This window comes from Pseudomonas sp. HN11 (assembly GCF_021390155.1).
In the GTDB taxonomy this organism is placed as follows: Bacteria; Pseudomonadota; Gammaproteobacteria; order Pseudomonadales; family Pseudomonadaceae; genus Aquipseudomonas.
Genome location: NZ_CP089985.1, coordinates 2,418,404 through 2,433,998, shown reverse-complemented (window position 1 = coordinate 2,433,998; position 15,595 = coordinate 2,418,404). Strand labels below are relative to the sequence as shown.

Annotated in this window: 16 protein-coding genes and 1 pseudogene; 11 read left to right on the top strand and 6 right to left on the bottom strand. The window is 61.5% G+C overall.

The genetic code is table 11. From position 1 onward, the window contains the following. The first annotated feature begins 166 nt into the window (after positions 1–166). Complete coding sequence (locus LVW35_RS11295) at positions 167–373, top strand: type II toxin-antitoxin system HicA family toxin (protein WP_233895535.1); 207 nt, start codon at positions 167–169, stop codon at positions 371–373. After that, positions 370–735, top strand: coding sequence for a type II toxin-antitoxin system HicB family antitoxin (locus LVW35_RS11290; RefSeq protein ID WP_233895534.1), 366 nt, complete (start codon positions 370–372; stop codon positions 733–735). The genes LVW35_RS11295 and LVW35_RS11290 overlap by 4 nt, the downstream gene beginning before the upstream one ends. On the opposite strand, the gene LVW35_RS11285 is transcribed toward LVW35_RS11290, so the two are convergent. Then, positions 702–1,907 carry an MFS transporter gene (locus LVW35_RS11285; RefSeq protein ID WP_233895533.1) on the bottom strand — a complete coding sequence of 402 codons (1,206 nt, stop codon included), beginning with the start codon at positions 1,905–1,907 and terminating at the stop codon, positions 702–704. The genes LVW35_RS11290 and LVW35_RS11285 overlap by 34 nt on opposite strands. A gap of 40 nt (positions 1,908–1,947) precedes the next feature. Continuing rightward, a complete protein-coding gene (locus LVW35_RS11280; RefSeq protein WP_233895532.1) occupies positions 1,948–3,303 on the bottom strand; it encodes an MATE family efflux transporter in 1,356 nt (451 codons plus the stop codon). Between the two features lie 276 nt (positions 3,304–3,579). Here LVW35_RS11280 and LVW35_RS29130 point away from each other — a divergent pair. Continuing rightward, positions 3,580–4,095: pseudogene (locus tag LVW35_RS29130) on the top strand (MCP four helix bundle domain-containing protein); the annotation flags it as partial. A gap of 66 nt (positions 4,096–4,161) precedes the next feature. After that, positions 4,162–5,220, top strand: coding sequence for a methyl-accepting chemotaxis protein (locus LVW35_RS29125; protein ID WP_442799672.1), 1,059 nt, complete (start codon positions 4,162–4,164; stop codon positions 5,218–5,220). A 103-nt stretch (positions 5,221–5,323) separates the two neighbouring features. Here the strand turns inward: LVW35_RS29125 and LVW35_RS11270 are convergent, their stop codons facing one another. After that, positions 5,324–6,154, bottom strand: coding sequence for an IclR family transcriptional regulator (locus tag LVW35_RS11270; RefSeq protein ID WP_233895528.1), 831 nt, complete (start codon positions 6,152–6,154; stop codon positions 5,324–5,326). A gap of 241 nt (positions 6,155–6,395) precedes the next feature. Between LVW35_RS11270 and LVW35_RS11265 the strand changes: the two genes are divergently transcribed. The 7 genes from LVW35_RS11265 to LVW35_RS11235 are packed head-to-tail and all read left to right on the top strand — an operon-like array spanning position 6,396 to position 12,835. After that, a complete protein-coding gene (locus LVW35_RS11265; RefSeq protein ID WP_233895526.1) occupies positions 6,396–7,424 on the top strand; it encodes an ABC transporter ATP-binding protein in 1,029 nt (342 codons plus the stop codon). After that, entirely contained in the window at positions 7,421–8,266 is an 846-nt protein-coding gene (locus tag LVW35_RS11260) for an ABC transporter permease (protein WP_233895524.1), read from the top strand. The genes LVW35_RS11265 and LVW35_RS11260 overlap by 4 nt, the downstream gene beginning before the upstream one ends. Positions 8,267–8,270: 4 nt before the next feature. Continuing rightward, positions 8,271–9,065: an ABC transporter permease gene (locus LVW35_RS11255; RefSeq protein ID WP_016974527.1), complete on the top strand. Its 795-nt coding sequence runs from the start codon at positions 8,271–8,273 to the stop codon at positions 9,063–9,065. Then, on the top strand, positions 9,065–9,355 hold the full coding sequence (locus LVW35_RS11250; protein WP_233895522.1) for a (2Fe-2S)-binding protein: 291 nt from the start codon (positions 9,065–9,067) through the stop codon (positions 9,353–9,355). Before LVW35_RS11255 ends, LVW35_RS11250 begins: the two co-directional genes overlap by 1 nt. Further along, complete coding sequence (locus tag LVW35_RS11245; RefSeq protein ID WP_233895520.1) at positions 9,352–10,695, top strand: FAD/NAD(P)-dependent oxidoreductase; 1,344 nt, start codon at positions 9,352–9,354, stop codon at positions 10,693–10,695. Before LVW35_RS11250 ends, LVW35_RS11245 begins: the two co-directional genes overlap by 4 nt. Then, positions 10,692–11,789 (top strand): NAD(P)/FAD-dependent oxidoreductase, encoded by a 1,098-nt coding sequence (locus LVW35_RS11240; RefSeq protein ID WP_233895518.1) that lies wholly within the window; start codon positions 10,692–10,694, stop codon positions 11,787–11,789. Before LVW35_RS11245 ends, LVW35_RS11240 begins: the two co-directional genes overlap by 4 nt. A gap of 14 nt (positions 11,790–11,803) precedes the next feature. After that, on the top strand, positions 11,804–12,835 hold the full coding sequence (locus LVW35_RS11235; protein ID WP_233895517.1) for an ABC transporter substrate-binding protein: 1,032 nt from the start codon (positions 11,804–11,806) through the stop codon (positions 12,833–12,835). On the opposite strand, the gene nadE is transcribed toward LVW35_RS11235, so the two are convergent. The 3 genes from nadE to LVW35_RS11220 are packed head-to-tail and all read right to left on the bottom strand — an operon-like array spanning position 12,836 to position 15,523. Next, a complete protein-coding gene (gene nadE / locus LVW35_RS11230) occupies positions 12,836–13,645 on the bottom strand; it encodes an ammonia-dependent NAD(+) synthetase (protein ID WP_233895516.1) in 810 nt (269 codons plus the stop codon). Between the two features lies 1 nt (position 13,646). Continuing rightward, positions 13,647–14,864, bottom strand: a complete 1,218-nt coding sequence (gene pncB, locus LVW35_RS11225; RefSeq protein ID WP_233895515.1) for a nicotinate phosphoribosyltransferase — start codon at positions 14,862–14,864, stop codon at positions 13,647–13,649. 11 nt (positions 14,865–14,875) lie between these two features. Next, complete coding sequence (locus tag LVW35_RS11220; protein WP_233895514.1) at positions 14,876–15,523, bottom strand: nicotinamidase; 648 nt, start codon at positions 15,521–15,523, stop codon at positions 14,876–14,878. Positions 15,524–15,595: the final 72 nt, after the last annotated feature.

Here is a 15,595-nt window from a genome sequence, read left to right as displayed (position 1 = left end):
GGAGGCGTGGAGAGAGGTGTCATCAAGGGTTACATCAATTTCAGCAGAGGCACCCGAACCCGAGCTAGCATTGACGAACACCACTTTTTGCAACTACATTTAGTTACACGCAGGGATCGCCGCGTCCAAAAATGAAAAGCTGCTCGCCAAACGGCTCAATGAGCACATGGCATTTACCTGGCCTGAGCTCGTAACGCTGCTGCGTCGGCTGGGCTACACAGAGATTGAAGGGGCTGGAAGCCGGGTCAAGTTCGACATCGGTGACCCCAGTACAATGATCACCTTGCACAAGCCTCACCCTGGCCATGAACTGAAACACTACATTCGGCACCAGATCACCGAGCAATTGAAATCAGGAGAACTGATTCAGTGAACAACCAACTGAAACACAAAGGCTACATCGGCTCCATCGAAGCCAGCCTCGAGGACAACTGCCTGTTCGGCAAGATCCTGTTCATCAAGGCACTGGTGAGCTACGAAGGCAAAACCGTCGCTGAGCTGGACGCTGCGTTCCGTGAGGCGGTGGATGACTACCTCGCCACTTGCCAGACCCTCGGGCATCACCCGGAGAAACCCTGTAAAGGCTCCTTCAATGTCCGGGTTGGCCATGACCTGCACTTGGCGGCAGCCCTGGCGGCGACCCGCAAAAAAGTGACGCTCAATGACCTGACGCGCCAGGCCTTGAATGAGTTTTTACAACATCATGGCGATGACGCGTGTCCTGCGGTGATCTGATTACCCAACCGCCGATAACCCAATACTGCCGCACCCGACACCACCGCCCCCGCCGCCAAGGCCACGTAGAACCCGCTGGTGGCGCCAAAGTGGTCGATCATCCAACCCGAGCTGGCGGCGCCGATGGCCACGCCGATGCTCAGGCCGGTGATCAGCCAGGTCATGCCTTCGGTCAGGCGACTGGCAGGCACGATCTGTTCCACCAGGGCCATGGACACGATGAGCGTTGGGGCGAAGAACAGCCCGGAGATAAAGACCGCCACCGCCAGCCCCGGAATGTTGGTCACCAGCAGCAACGGCAAGGTGGTCAACGCCGTGGCCACGCCGCAGAACAGGAATTGCCGGGGCAGCGGCGCCTTGAGTTTCAGGGTGCCGAACGCCAGCCCCGCCAGGCAGGAGCCGATGGCGTACACCGACAGCACGATGCTCGCCGCCGCCGGCTGGCCCTGATGCTGGGCGAAGGCGACGCTGACCACATCCACCACGCCGACGATTACGCCCATGGCCAGCAGCAGGATCATCAGGATCAACACCGAGGGTGATGCAATCAGCCAGCGGCCGTGATGGTCCTGATGCTCATGCACAGGGGGTTCGGTCTCGCGTTGCAATACAAACGTGGTGACGCCCACCGCCAGCAGCAGCGCCGCGACCAAGGGCCCGGCTTCCGGGAACAGCACCACGCTCAACCCCACCGAAATCGGCGGCCCGATGATGAAACACACTTCATCCAGCACTGATTCCAGGGCAAACGCGGTTTGCAACCTGGACTGTCCCCGGTACAACTCGGTCCAGCGCGCCCGCACCATGGCCGACATATTGGGCATGCAGCCCGCCAATGCGGCGAACACGAACAGCAGCCAGCTTGGCGCCTGCAAACGGGTACTCAGCAACAGCATCAACAACGCCCCGCCGCCGATCAATGCGGCAATCGGCAGCACCTTGCCCTGGCCGCAGCGATCCACCAGCCGCGACACCTGTGGCGCGCAGAACGCCGTGGCCAAGGCAAACACCGCCGCCACCGAGCCCGCTAGGCCGTAGCCGCCGTGCACCTGGGAGAGCATGGTGATCAGACCGATACCCGTCATCGATACCGGCATGCGCGCCAGCATGCCAGCCAGCACAAAAGCACGGGCGCCGGGAACTTCGAACAACGCGGCGTAAGGGTTTGCCATGACTCAGATGTCTTCTGTCCTTAAGGTGCGCAACCTTTTATCACACCAACCGTTTGATCTGCCTGTGCCGCCACACCAACCGGTAATACGCGGTCTGCAGGGCAAGCATTGCCAGGTAGGTCACCGGAAACGCCATCCACACGCCTTCCAGGCCAAAGTGCGCGTTGAACAGGTAAGCCATCGGCAATTCAACACAGAGCACACAGAAGATCGAGATCACCACCGGCATCAGCACCACGCCGCTGGCACGCATGATCCCGCCGATCACGGCCTGGAAGCCGAACACCAGGATGCTCCACAGCATGATGTGCAGCAGGTGCTCAGCGTTGACCCGTGCGGCGTCGTCGGTAATGAACAGCCCCAGCAACCAGTGAGACAACACATAACCCAGCACAATCAGGCCACCGGTGAGGCAGGTGTTAATCATCAACCCGGTGCGCAGAATTGGCCCAATGCGCTCCAGGCGCCCGGCGCCAATGGCCTGAGCACCGAGGATCGATGCGGTGATGGCAATCGACAGCGCCGGGAACTGCACGTAATTGACGATCTGTGTCACCGCACCATACGCCGCCGTGGCTTGAGAGCCGTGGCTGTTGACCAGGGCAAGGATGACCAATTCCGACAGCGACAACACCACCATCTGCAGGCCGGTGGGCAAACCTATACGCAGGACTTTTGCGAGAATGGCACGGTCCAGGCGCAAGGCCCTGAGCAGTTCGCGATCGGGCGCCATCACATGGTTTTTGTGGCGCAGGCGCAAGATCAAAAACAGCATCGCCAAGGCATTACCCACCAACCCGGCATATACCGCGCTCTGGATGCCCATGGGCGGCAGGCCGATCCAGCCGCGAATCAGTGCCGGAGTCAGCAGCAGCCCGACCAGGGTCGAGACCATCAGTGCCAGCAACGGTGAGATCGTGTCGCTGACGCCGCGCAGCAACTGGGTGTAGAGGATGAACACCAGCAACAACGGCATGATCACCATCATCTTCTGGGCATAAGCGACCGCATCGTCCAGTACATCGACGGGTGTGCCCAACGCCTGTAAGGCCGCACGCGCAAACAGACTGCCGAGCACCGCCGCAATCACACCCACCAGCGCGCCCAGGGTCAGGGTCGCACCGGTGATCACCTTGACCATCCCCGTTTCCTGGGCCCCCCAGGCCTGGCCGATCAACACGGAAGCGCCCGCCCCCAGGCCAATCACCAGGGCAATAAAGAAAAACACGATGGGGAACATCCCCGACACCGCCGCCAACGCCTGGGTGCCGAGCATTTGCCCAACGTAGATACCATTGAGGGTGCCGGAAAAACTTTGCAGGAAGTTGGACAGCACCATCGGTGCCAGAAAGATCAGGTAGATCTGCCACAGCGGGCGTTGCAAAGGGCTTTGCATTAAAAACGGTGCCTCGGATCACAAAAACGTCCGAAGGTTATACCGCAAGTGGATCCCATCTACCTGTGCTTTCGGGTTCCACCACCAAGTCCGTGCCCGACGCCGGTGAAACAGGACAGACATCGGGTGACGTTTGTCCCAAGGTTTTATTCCATCAATTTGCTCGATGTCAGGTTCAGTGTTTACTGATTGGACGCTCGACAGAAGGGACGTTAGATTTCACGGCATAGATAGCTTTTAGCCATCACCCCTAACCCCTTGAATATCGAGCTTTCCATGAAAAAACCTGTCTCGCTGGCGATGCGCATCGGACTGGGCTTTGCGTCTACCCTGTCGTTACTGGTGCTGATCACCGCCGTCGGTATTCAACGCGTGGGTTTTATCGACAACACCCTCAAGGACGTGGCCGAAAAAGCCGCCGTGGTCCAGCGCTACGCGATCAACTTCCGCGGCAGCGTGCACAACCGTGCCATCGCCATTCGCGACGCGGTGCTGGTCAAGGATGAACCGGCGCTCAACCGCCACCTGGCCGAGATCGACCAACTCAAGCGCGACTACCAGGATTCCGCCGTGATGATGGATCGCCTGTTCGCCAGCAACGCCGCCAGCGCAGAAGAAACCCGCCTGCTGGCTGATATCAAGGCTATCGAAACCCAGGCCCTTGCCTCCACCGAACGAGTGATCACACTGCGTCGCAGCAATGACATTACCGGCGCCCAGGACCTGCTGCTCGCCCAGGCATCGCCGCACTACACTGAATGGCTCAAACGCGTGAATGCCCTGATCGACTTAGAGGAAGCCCAGATCAAGCAACGCCTGGACACGGTGCAATCCGCAGCCAGCAACTTTGCGGTGCTTATGCTGCTGGCCAGTGCCGCCGCAATCATCTTGAGTGTGCTGGTGTCGCTGTTGATCATCCGCAAGGTCAAGGCCACCCTGGGTGCCGAGCCGGAAGAAGTCGCCGAGGCGATCCGCCGCCTGGCCAATGGCGAGTTGGACCAGTCCATCGAAACCCGCTACCCCGACAGCGTGATGGGCATTCTGAAAAACGCCCTGGCACGCCTGGGCGACACCATCACAGAGGTACGCTCGGCGGCCCAGGCCTTGCGTCACGCCTCGGTCACCCTGCTGGCGGTGGCCAGCGACAATCGTCAGCAGATCACCTTGCAGACCAGCGAGGCCCAGCACGTGGCGGCCGCTATCACGCAAATGGCCGCCTCGGTCAGCGAGGTCTCGGGTTACGCTTCTGCTGCGTCCAAGGCAACCATCCTGGCAGACGCGGAAGTCGACAGCGGCCACCGTCTGGTAGGTGAAGTGAGCGTGGCGATCGAAGAGCTGGCAACCATCCTCGACCAGGCCACCAACCGAGTGAACCAGGTGTCCAGCGACAGTGAAAGCATCGAAACCGTGATTGAAGTAATCAACGCCATCGCCGCCCAAACCAACCTGCTGGCCCTCAACGCCGCGATTGAAGCGGCGCGGGCCGGTGAACACGGACGTGGTTTTGCGGTGGTGGCCGATGAAGTGCGTTCGCTGGCGACGCGTACCCAGGAATCCACCCAGGAAATCCGCGACATGATCGGCAAGCTGCAAAGCGGCACCCAGGACGCCGCCGATATCATGCAGCGCAGCCGCAGCCTGGCCCAGGTCACCGTGGCGCAGACCCGCGACTCCCAGGTGGCACTGGGCAAGATCAGCCAGGAGGTCGGCGCGATCAATGCAATGAACGCGCAGATTGCCAGTGCTTCGGTGCAACAAAGCGCCGCCGCTGAGGAAGTCGCGCAAAACGTCACACGCATCCACAGCTCCACTGTGCAATCGGCGGCCGGGTCCGAGCAGGTGGAGAACGCCAATCAAGAACTGGCGGAATTGGCGGACCGCTTGAGCACCAAAGTGGCGTTTTTCAACGTAACCTAAACCTTGAGGCTGGCGACCCATTCGGCCGACAACTGCACGGGGCGCACCTGCTGGTCCACCACGTCGATCAGTTCATCCGGGGGCTTGCGGGCTTTGATAGAGATTATCCACCAAACGTCTGCGAGGGTCGGCGCAGCGTCGGATCAAACGGATTGAGCCTTGGCCCAATCGCCGCCGCTTCCCGTTTGAGCAACTCCACCACCATCGGCAACCGGCTCGGCCCCAGCCGGTCGCTGATGGTCGCCACACTCAACGCCGCCACCGCATGCCCATCCCGATTAAGGATTGGTACCGCCAACCCGGCCATGCCTTCCAGCACCCCGGTATTGCGCGCCGCATACCCCAGGTTGCGCACGTTCTCAACTTCCGAGCGCAGCAGCACTTCGTCGTACAGGTGGAAGTCCTTGAGCCGTGGCAGGTTATAGCGGATTACCGTCTCGCGCTCTTCCTCTGGCAAGAATGCCAGGATTGCCAGACTGCCCTGCCCCACGCCCAACGCCACGCGCCCGCCAATATCGCCGGTGAAGGTGCGGATCGGGTACGGACCTTCGCTGCGGTCCAGGCAGATCGCGTCGAAACCGGAGCGCGCGAGCAGGAACAGCGAATCTCCCAATGACGCACTCAGGCGCAACATGCTCGGCCGCACCAGGTCACGCAGGTTGGCGGTCTTGCCCGCGTTCGCCGCCAGGGCGAAGAACTCCAGGCTCAGGCGATAGCGCTTGCTGCGCGCGTCCTGCTCGACCATGCCTTCGTCCATCAGGCTGCGCAGCAGGCGGTGAGTGGTCGGTTGGGACAAGCCCACCTGTTGCGCGAGTTGGGTCACGCGTTCGCCGCCTTCCGGCACTTCACCCAGCGTTCGCAGCAAGGCGAACAGTCGAGACACTGCACCCGCGCCGACTTCTTTATCATCTTCATTTCGACCAATGGAATTCATAGCAATAAATCCCTGAAAAAATTCCGGTGAGTGAATAAATTTGAAAATAGTAGTCCGTTCAATGAAATTTCATCTTCCGCCCATCCTAGTCTTCGTCCTAATCTGCGTCCACAGGGGCGAAATGAACAACTAACGGCAGCCGACTCAAGATCAAGCGCCAACGCACCGGCACCCTCTCATTCGCATCTGCCCAAAACAAAAAAGCGCGTTTCGACGCGACTCAAAAAGGTGGAACGCAGACATGGCATTTCTCCAACTCAACGCCTTGAGCAAACGCTACGGCGCCGTCGATGCGGTGGTCGCCACCGACCTTGCGGTGGAAAAAGGCGAGTTCGTTTCCCTGCTCGGCCCTTCGGGCTGCGGCAAGACCACTACTCTGCAAATGATCGCCGGCTTCGTTGATGTAAGCGGTGGGCAGATCCTGCTCGACGGTCGCGACATCACCCACGCCAAGCCCGCCAGCCGTGGCCTGGGCGTGGTGTTCCAGAGCTACGCACTGTTCCCGCACATGAGCGTGCGCGACAACGTCGCCTTCGGCCTGAAGATGCGCAAAGTGCCGGCCGCCGAGATCGCCAGCAAGGTCAAGACCGTATTGGAACTGGTACGCCTGGCGCCCCACGCTGACCGCTACCCACGTGAACTGTCCGGCGGCCAACGCCAGCGCGTGGCCCTGGCCCGTGCCCTGGTGATCGAACCACCGGTGTTGCTGTTGGATGAGCCGCTGTCCAACCTCGACGCCAACCTGCGCGAAGAAATGCAGTTCGAAATCCGCCGCATCCAGTGCGCCGTGGGCATCACCACCTTGATGGTCACCCACGACCAGGCCGAGGCGCTGTCCATCAGCGACCGCGTGGTGGTAATGCAGGCCGGGCGCGTGACCCAGATCGACGCGCCGTACAAGCTTTACGAACACCCGCGCACCCGCTTCATCTCGGACTTCGTCGGCAAGGCCAACCTGTTGCCGGGCGACTATGACCCGCTTGGGAGCCCGCAAGTGCGTCACGAAAGCGGTGACGGCGAGCTGACTCTGAGCCTGCGTCCGGAAAAGATCCAGCTGGTGGACGCCGGCAGCGGCCGACTGCAAGGCACGGTCCTCGACAGCTACTTTTTCGGCAGCCAATGGCTGTATCGCATCCACACCCAGCTGGGCGAAATCACCGTGGTGCGCAGCAATGATGGCAGCGCGCCGCTCGGTTGCGGTGCGGCGGTGGGCCTGGACTGGCAAGCCAGCCTGCTACGAGTGTTGGCCGCGGATGAGGTGCGCGCATGAGCCGGGGCTATCTATTGTCATTGCCCGCCTTGGTGCTGTTTATGGGGCTGCTGATTCTGCCGTTGGGCCTGACACTGGTGTTATCGTTCAACGTGTTCGATTACCAGGTGGGCGTGAAGGCGGATGAGTGGACCTTCGCGCATTACCTGTCGTTGTTCAGCGATTCGTACTTTTATGAAATCTTCTGGCGCACCTTCTGGATCAGCGCCTTGGTCACCTTGCTGTGCGTGGTGATCGGCGTGCCCGAGGCCTACATCCTCAGCCGCATGGGCACTCCATGGCGCTCGATTTTCCTGATCCTGATCCTCACGCCGCTGCTGATTTCAGTGGTGGTGCGCGCCTTTGGCTGGAGCCTGCTGCTCGGCGCGGACGGGTTGGTGAACCAAGTCATCCAATGCCTCGGTGGGCGCCCGGCAAAGCTTTTGTATACGCCCTTCGCGGTGGTTATCGCCCTGGTGCACGTGATGCTGCCGTTCATGATCATTCCGGTGTGGACCTCCCTGCAAAAGCTCGACCCATCGGCTGAGCAAGCGGCGCTATCGCTGGGTGCCAGCCAGGCCACGGTGATGCGCAAGATCGTCTTGCCGCAGGTCATGCCGGGCGTGCTGTCCGGCACGTTGATCGTGTTCGGCCTGGCCGCCAGTTCCTTTGCGATTCCCGGCCTGCTCGGCGGACGCCGCCTGAAAATGGTCGCCACCGTGGTGTACGACCAATACCTTTCGGAACTCAACTGGCCCATGGGCGCGACCATCGCGGTGGTGCTGCTGTCTGTCAATCTGCTGATCATGCTGAGCTGGAACCGCATGGTCGAAGGCCGCTACAAAAAGTCCCTGGGGGTTTAAGCGCATGTCCAGAAACGGTCCTTTGGCCCTAGGTTTCCACGGTTTGGTGGTGTTGTTCATGATGGCGCCGTTGGTGGTGGTGTGCCTGGTGGCGTTCACCCCGGAAAACACCTTGAGCCTGCCCACGTCGGGCTTCTCCCTGCGCTGGTTCCGTGCAGTGTTCGAGCGCGCGGATTTCATCCAGGCGTTCTACAACAGCCTGATCCTGGCCTTTACCGCCGCGAGCCTGGCCACGTTGATTGCGGTGCCAGCCGCCTTGGCGATCAGTCGTTATCAGTTTCCGGGGCGCAATTTTTTCAGTGCGTTGTTCCTGTCACCGATCATCATTCCCCACCTGGTGCTGGGCGTGGCGATGTTGCGCCTGTTCGCACTGATGGGCGTGAATGGCAGCTTCACCTGGCTGATGCTGGCCCACGTCGTGATCATCACCCCGTATGTGCTACGCCTGGTGTTGGCCGCCGCGATCGGCATCGATCGCAGCGCCGAGCAGGCCGCCGAGTCCCTGGGCGCCAGCCGCTTTACGCTGTTTCGCCAGATCACCCTGCCGATGATCCTGCCCGGTGTGGCGGGCGGATGGTTGCTGGCCTTCATCAACAGTTTCGATGAGGTGACGTTGTCGATCTTCGTCAGTTCGCCGGCGACCCAGACCCTGCCGGTACGCATGTATGTGTATGCCACCGAGTCCATCGATCCGATGATGGCGGCGGTGTCGGCGCTGGTGATTGCGTTGACAGCGGCCACCATGATCCTGCTGGACCGGGTCTACGGTCTGGACCGCGTGCTGGTGGGGAAACATTAATGCCACTGTTCAAACGTTTGGCCGAGACCCAGCGCCCGGCCCTGGCCTTCACCCTGGACGGTCAACCGGCCAGCGGTTTGCTCGGTGACACCCTGCTGACCGCCGTGCTCACCTGCGCCGAACACCTGCGCGGCAGTGACTTCAGTGCTGAACGACGAGCGGGCTTCTGCCTGATGGGGGCGTGCCAGGATTGCTGGGTGCGGCTTGAGGACGGGCGACGCGTGCGCGCCTGTTCGACGCTATTGGAAGAAGGCCAGGCCATCCGCCGCGATCCGGGGCGCCAGCCATGAAGCCCGTGGTGATTGTGGGCGCAGGCCCGGCCGGGATCAGCGCGGCGCGCACCCTGTTCGAGCATGGCATCAAAGCCTGTTTGCTGGATGAAAGCCTGCGCGGTGGCGGGCAGATTTATCGGCGTCAGCCATTGGGCTTTCAACGCACCGCCAGGCAGCTTTACGGATTTGAAGCACGCAAGGCTGAAGCCGTGCACCGCACAATGGATGAGCTCGCCCCCTTGATCGACTACCGCCCGCAAACCCTGGTGTGGAATGCAGAGGACGGGCGCCTGGATATGCTCAACAACGGTCGCGCCGAAAGCATCGAGTACGCGCAACTCATCGTCGCCACCGGCGCAACCGACCGCATCCTGCCCGTGCCAGGCTGGACCTTGCCGGGCGTGTACAGCCTGGGCGCGGCGCAGATCGCCTTGAAGTACCAAGGCTGCGCCATCGGTGAGCGCGTGGCGTTTTGTGGCAGCGGGCCGTTGCTCTACTTGGTCGCCTATCAATACGCCAAAGCTGGGGCCAAGGTGGTGGCGGTACTTGACAGCGCACCGTTCAGTGCCCAATGCCGTGCATTGCCAGCGCTGCTCGGGCAACCGGCGACCCTGGCCAAAGGCTTGTATTACCGCGCCTGGCTGAAGGTCCATGGAATTCCCGTGCATCAGGGTGCCATGCTTAAAAAAATCGACGGAGAGCAACGGGTCAGTGGCATTCAATGGGGTGACCAGACCTTGGCGTGCGACGCCGTGGCCTTCGCCCATGCGCTGCGCAGCGAGACGCAACTGGCGGATTTGCTTGGCTGTGAGTTCGCCTGGAATGCCTTGAACCGTGCGTGGTTGCCACAGCGCGACAACGCCGGACGCAGCAGTGTCAGGGGCGTGTACCTGGCCGGCGACGGCGCCGGGATCATGGGCGCGGACGCCGCGCAAATGGCCGGTGAACGTGCAGCGCTGGCTGCGCTGGAGGATTCGGGCGCTGCCATCGATCACCGCCGCGCCGCGGTGCTTGAGCAGCAATTGGCGAGCATCCAATGCTTTCGCCATGGCCTGGAAACCGCGTTCCCGTTTCCGCAGAAATGGGCAGCCAAAGCCCCCGATGAGTTGATCCTCTGTCGCTGCGAAGAAGTCAGCGTCGGCGATGTGCGCGCGGTGGTGGATGAAGGTCACTGGGAGATCAATCGCGTCAAGGCCCACTGCCGCGTTGGCATGGGCCGTTGCCAGGGCCGGATGTGCGGGTTGGCGGCGGCAGAGATTGTGGCCGAGCGCAGTGGCATGGGCATTGAAAACGTGGGGCGGTTGCGTGGCCAGGCACCGATCAAGCCGCTGCCGTTTGGCGTGGAGGTGCAGCCGTGATCGACGTCATCGTACTGGGCGGAGGGATTGTTGGCGCATCGGCGGCGTTGATACTGGCGCAGAAAGGCCAGCGCGTGGCGCTGGTGGAGCGGGACTTCTGCGGGTCTCACTCCAGTGGCGTCAACTATGGCGGCGTGCGGCGCCAGGGTCGGCCATTGCACCAGTTGCCACTGTCGCAACGTGCCCACCAGCTGTGGGCGGACTTGCCGGGGTTGATCGGCATTGACGGTGAATACGTACGCTCCGGGCATTTGAAGCTGGCGCGCAGTCATGCCGATTTCGCTGCGTTGCAGGCGTATGCCGAGCAGACACGGGGATTTGACCTGGGTCTGCAGCTGCTGGATTACGCCGAGCTGCGGGCGCGATTCCCCTGGGTCGGCGACATCGCCGTCGGTGCCTCGTTGTGTCCGGAAGACGGTCATGCCAATCCGCGCTTGGTGTCCCCCGCCTTTGCCCGCGCGGCGAAACAACGCGGCGCGCATATTTATGAACAGTCGCCTGTCACGCGGATTGAACATGACGGCCAGCACTTCCAGGTGCACTGCGCCAACGGCCTGCAGCTGCACGCGCCGTGGTTGCTCAATTGCGCCGGGGCGTGGGCAGGTACAGTCGCCGAACAGTTTGGCGAAGCGGTGCCTATGACCCCGGCACACCCGGCGATGCTGGTCACTGAGCCCTTGCCGCTGGTGATGGACGTGAGCACGGGCGTCGAAGGTGGTGGGATCTATGCACGGCAGGTTGCCCGCGGCAATTGCATCCTCGGCGGCGGTCGCGGCTTTGCCATCGGCCCGCAACAGGCGCGACCGGGGCAAGCTGCGGTGCTGGAGATCCTGCGCAATGCGGGCGAGCTATATCCGTTTCTCAAGGGTGCCCAGGCGATACGCACCTGGAGCGGCACCGAAGGTTATCTACCCGATCACGAACCGGTGATCGGCCCCAGCAGCACCCAACCTGGCCTGCTCCACGGTTTCGGCTTTGCCGGCGCCGGGTTCCAGCTCGGTCCCGCGGTCGGTGAAGCCCTGGCAGAGATTGTCTGCACCGGGGCCAGCCGCCAACCCATCGAAGCGTTTTCCATCCGTCGTTTCCAAGCCTGAGAGGAAAAACATCCATGAACCCACGTATCGCGCTGTCCTGCTTGTCCCTCACTCTGCTTGCCTCCACTGCCCATGCGGCGCCGACGCTGTACCTGGGCATGAACGGCGGCACCATGGAACGGGTGTACGCCGACAAGGTGCTGCCCGCGTTCGAAAAGGCTAATAACGTCAAGGTGGTGATCGTGCCTGGCACGTCGTCGGACATTCTCGCCAAGGTCCAGGCCAACAAAGACAACCCGCAGATGCACGTGATGTTCCTCGACGACGGCATCATGTACCGCGCGATTTCCATGGGCCTGTGTGACAAGTTGGCGCCCAGCCCGACCTTGGAGCAAATCCCCGCCAAGGCGAAGATCAAGGAAGAAGCCGTGGCCGTGACCCTCGGCGTCACCGGCCTGGGCTACAACGCCAAGATGTTCAAGGAAAAAGGCTGGGCCGCGCCCACCTCGTGGATGGACCTGGCCGACCCGCGCTTCAAGGACAAAGTGGTGTTTCAGTCCCTGGCCTCCTCCACCTTCGGCCTGCATGGCTTCCTGATGTTCAACCGTATGCAGGGCGGCGACGAGACCAACGTCGACCCCGGCTTCAAGGCCTGGCCAAAAACTGTCGGCCCCAATGTACTGGAATACATCGCCAGCTCGGCGAAGATCTCCGAAATGGTCCAGACCGACGAAGCCGCGATCTTCCCGCTCACCCCGACCCAGGTCGCCACCCAGAAACTGCTCGGCGTGCCCATGGAATATGCCCAACCCAAGGAAGGCGCGGTGGTGCTGAACGTGGCTGAGTGTGTGATTGCCCGTAACGACCAGCCGGAACTGGCGCAGAAACTGGCGGCCTTCCTGCTCACCGCCCAAGCCCAGGCCCCGGCGTTGGAAGAAGGCGACCAGATCCCGTCGAACCCGACCACACCGACCACCGACAAGACCCGTGCGCGGGTAGAAGCGATGCAGGGTTACTTGCAGACGGCGATTTCAATTGATTGGGACCAGGTCAACCAGGCGCGTCCGGAGTGGAATGCGCGGTGGAGTCGGTCGATCGAGCGTTGATCAAAGGGGAGCAATGGGCAGCGCGCGTTTGTGCGCTGTCTTGCTGTACGCACGCTCGACAATCGCACTCACCCGCTCGCTCACCGGTTCGCCCATCAGGTACGCATCGATCTCTGCATAAGTGCAACCGTAGGCATGTTCATCCGGCTTGCCCGGAACCAGCTCTTCCAGGTCGGCGGTGGGGTGTTTGTGCACCAGGTTGTCGGGGGCACCGAGGGCCGTGGCGATCAAGCGCACCTGGGTTTTGGTCAGGCCGGACAGTGGCGCAAGATCGCAGGCGCCGTCGCCGAACTTGGTGAAAAAACCCATCAGCGCTTCAGCGCCGTGATCGGTGCCGACCACCAGCCCATTGTGCAGATTGGCCACGGCGTACTGGGCGATCATCCGCGTGCGTGCCTTGACGTTGCCCTTGATGAAATCCACATGGGCGGCGCTGGCTTCAGTGGCGTTCAGGTTGCCCATGAGGCCGTCGACGCTGGCGGCGATGTTCAGGGTGTCGGTGTGGTCCGGCGTGATGAAATCCAGGGAGGCCTGGGCGTCGTGCTCGTCGGCCTGGGTCTTGTAGGGCAGGCGCATGGCGATGAAGCGCGCGGCGTAGTTTTCGCTGCGCAGTTGCTCAACGGCCAACTGGCACAAACGGCCGGCCGTGAGGGAGTCAACACCACCGCTGATGCCCAGTACCAAGGCCTTGCAGCCGGCGCCGCGCAAGGTGGTCTTGATGAAGTCGATACGCCGCTGGATCTCCTTGGCCTCACAGCCCTTGACCAGTTGCCGATTGATGTTCAGTTCCTGCGCGATACGTTCTTGCATGTCACACCTCCACGCTGCCGACATTGAACACTTGTGCCGCGTACTGCAAAAACGAGGCGTCTTCGCAGACATTCTTGATCGGGTCATCCGAGAACTTCACCACCGGCTCGCCGTGCACCCGCACCAGTTTCATGACGATGCTCAGCGGTTCGACGCCTTCCACATCGCAGGCCAGGCTGGTGCCCATGCCGAACCCGAACCTGGCCTTGCCGCGTACGTGGCGCAGGATCGGCAGGCATTTTTCGAAGTTCAGGCCGTCGGAGAACATCAGGTCCTTGGTCATCGGGTCGATGCCCAGTTGCTTGTAGCGGGCCAGGACTTTGTCGGCCCAGGCGATGGGGTCACCCGAGTCCTGGCGCAGGCCGTCATACAGCTTGGCGAAGTAAAGGTCGAAATCCTTGAGGAAAAAGTCGGTGCTGATACAGTCGGTCAGGGCGATACCGAGACGGCCACGGTATTCGCGCACCCAGTTTTCCAGGGCGGCGTTCTGGCTTTCGCGCAGGCGGCCCAGTTGCTGGTGCACCATCAGCCATTGGTGCGCCATGGTACCGATCAGCGGCAGGTCGAATTCGTAGGCCAGGTGCGCGTTGCTGGTGCCGACGAACTGGCCGGGGAAGTCGCGGCGCATGATGTCGACCACTTCGCGCTGGGCTTTGAACGACAGGCGCCGGCGGGTGGAAAAGTCGGAAACGCGCAGGTCGGCCAATTCTTCGCGGCTGAGGTTTTTCTTCAGCCAGTCGAACTTCTGGTAGAGCTTGCGGGTGACGTCTTCCAGGGTCACGTCGGGGTATTTGTCGCGGTTGCGCAGTTCGCTGACCAGGGCCAGGACCGGCTGTTCGAACATGATGCAGTGCAGCATCGGGCCGACCACGCGGATGTTGAGTTGACCGTCGATTTCGCTGACGTGGATGTAGCGCAGGTTGAAGCGAAACAGGCCGAGGAAACGCTCGTAGTCCGGAGTGAGGTATTCGCGAAAGCGCGGGTTGAACAGAAAGCGCAGTTCACCTTCGCGCATGTGCAGGCCGGCCATTTTTTCCAGCTCGGCGCGCAGTTCGGGAATCAGGTGGCCGAGTTTTTCCTTCGAACGGACGATGAAGTTGTACTCGACGTCGACATTCGGGTGCTGGTGCAACACAGCCTGCATCATGGTGAAGGTGTAGTAGTCGGTGTCGAGCAAACCCTGGATAACGGGCGTTTCGTAGTCGTAGGCACTTTCCATGGTGTGTCTCCTTAACGCGTGGCCTGTGCTGCCAGTTCTTCGCGGGTGCTGCTGATGACGGCACCGGCCTTGAGCAATTCGTTGACCGCCTGTAAACCGCCCGCCTCTGTAATGCCTCGGCACGCCGGCAGATGCAGGATCACTTCCAGGCCGGCCTTGAGTAGTTGCAATGCGGTGGTCTTGACACAGTAGTCCAGCGCCAGGCCGCCGACGATCACGCGGGTCACGCCTTGGGCCTTCAGGAACTCGATCACGCCGGTGGACAGTTTGTCGTGCAGGTCGTGGTAGCAGGCGCCGTAAGGGTGCAGGTCGGGTTCGACACCTTTCCAGATGAAGTAATCGTAGTCATAAGGTGTAGGCAACTCATCGAGCAAAGTGAAACCCTCGGTGCCCGGTACGCAATGGCTCACCCAGGTCACATCGGCATGGGCCAGGCCGGTGGGCTGCAGCATTTCGCTGTGCTGCGAGACCACCCAAGGGGCGTGCGGGGTGTGGGCGTCTTTGCTGCCAACGCGATGGCCGGCGAGGCTGGCCATGTAGTTGAGCTCGGCACCGATCTGGTCACCGCCGGCCACAGGCAATTCATGGGGGCACAGTGGCGTGAAGCTCTTTTGTGCATCGACGTCGAATGAAGCGATGGCGGATTTCGAGAGGGTCATGGTGGTTCTCCTGTGGCCTGGAAACAAAAGTACACGTCATGTACTTTCATTGCAAGAAACATTTGGTTATCT

Excerpts from the sequence above, each read along its gene's own strand:
- LVW35_RS11295 (WP_233895535.1), top strand. The coding sequence starts at position 167 with ATGGCATTTACCTGGCCTGAGCTCGTAACGCTGCTGCGTCGGCTGGGC.
- LVW35_RS11220 (WP_233895514.1), bottom strand. The coding sequence starts at position 15,523 with ATGACCCTCTCGAAATCCGCCATCGCTTCATTCGACGTCGATGCACAA.
- LVW35_RS29125 (WP_442799672.1), top strand. The coding sequence starts at position 4,162 with ATGCTGCTGGCCAGTGCCGCCGCAATCATCTTGAGTGTGCTGGTGTCG.
- LVW35_RS11260 (WP_233895524.1), top strand. The coding sequence starts at position 7,421 with ATGAGCCGGGGCTATCTATTGTCATTGCCCGCCTTGGTGCTGTTTATG.
- nadE (WP_233895516.1), bottom strand. The coding sequence starts at position 13,645 with ATGCAAGAACGTATCGCGCAGGAACTGAACATCAATCGGCAACTGGTC.
- LVW35_RS11285 (WP_233895533.1), bottom strand. The coding sequence starts at position 1,907 with ATGGCAAACCCTTACGCCGCGTTGTTCGAAGTTCCCGGCGCCCGTGCT.
- LVW35_RS11265 (WP_233895526.1), top strand. The coding sequence starts at position 6,396 with ATGGCATTTCTCCAACTCAACGCCTTGAGCAAACGCTACGGCGCCGTC.
- LVW35_RS11235 (WP_233895517.1), top strand. The coding sequence starts at position 11,804 with ATGAACCCACGTATCGCGCTGTCCTGCTTGTCCCTCACTCTGCTTGCC.
- pncB (WP_233895515.1), bottom strand. The coding sequence starts at position 14,864 with ATGGAAAGTGCCTACGACTACGAAACGCCCGTTATCCAGGGTTTGCTC.
- LVW35_RS11280 (WP_233895532.1), bottom strand. The coding sequence starts at position 3,303 with ATGCAAAGCCCTTTGCAACGCCCGCTGTGGCAGATCTACCTGATCTTT.
- LVW35_RS11250 (WP_233895522.1), top strand. The coding sequence starts at position 9,065 with ATGCCACTGTTCAAACGTTTGGCCGAGACCCAGCGCCCGGCCCTGGCC.
- LVW35_RS11245 (WP_233895520.1), top strand. The coding sequence starts at position 9,352 with ATGAAGCCCGTGGTGATTGTGGGCGCAGGCCCGGCCGGGATCAGCGCG.
- LVW35_RS11270 (WP_233895528.1), bottom strand. The coding sequence starts at position 6,154 with ATGAATTCCATTGGTCGAAATGAAGATGATAAAGAAGTCGGCGCGGGT.
- LVW35_RS11255 (WP_016974527.1), top strand. The coding sequence starts at position 8,271 with ATGTCCAGAAACGGTCCTTTGGCCCTAGGTTTCCACGGTTTGGTGGTG.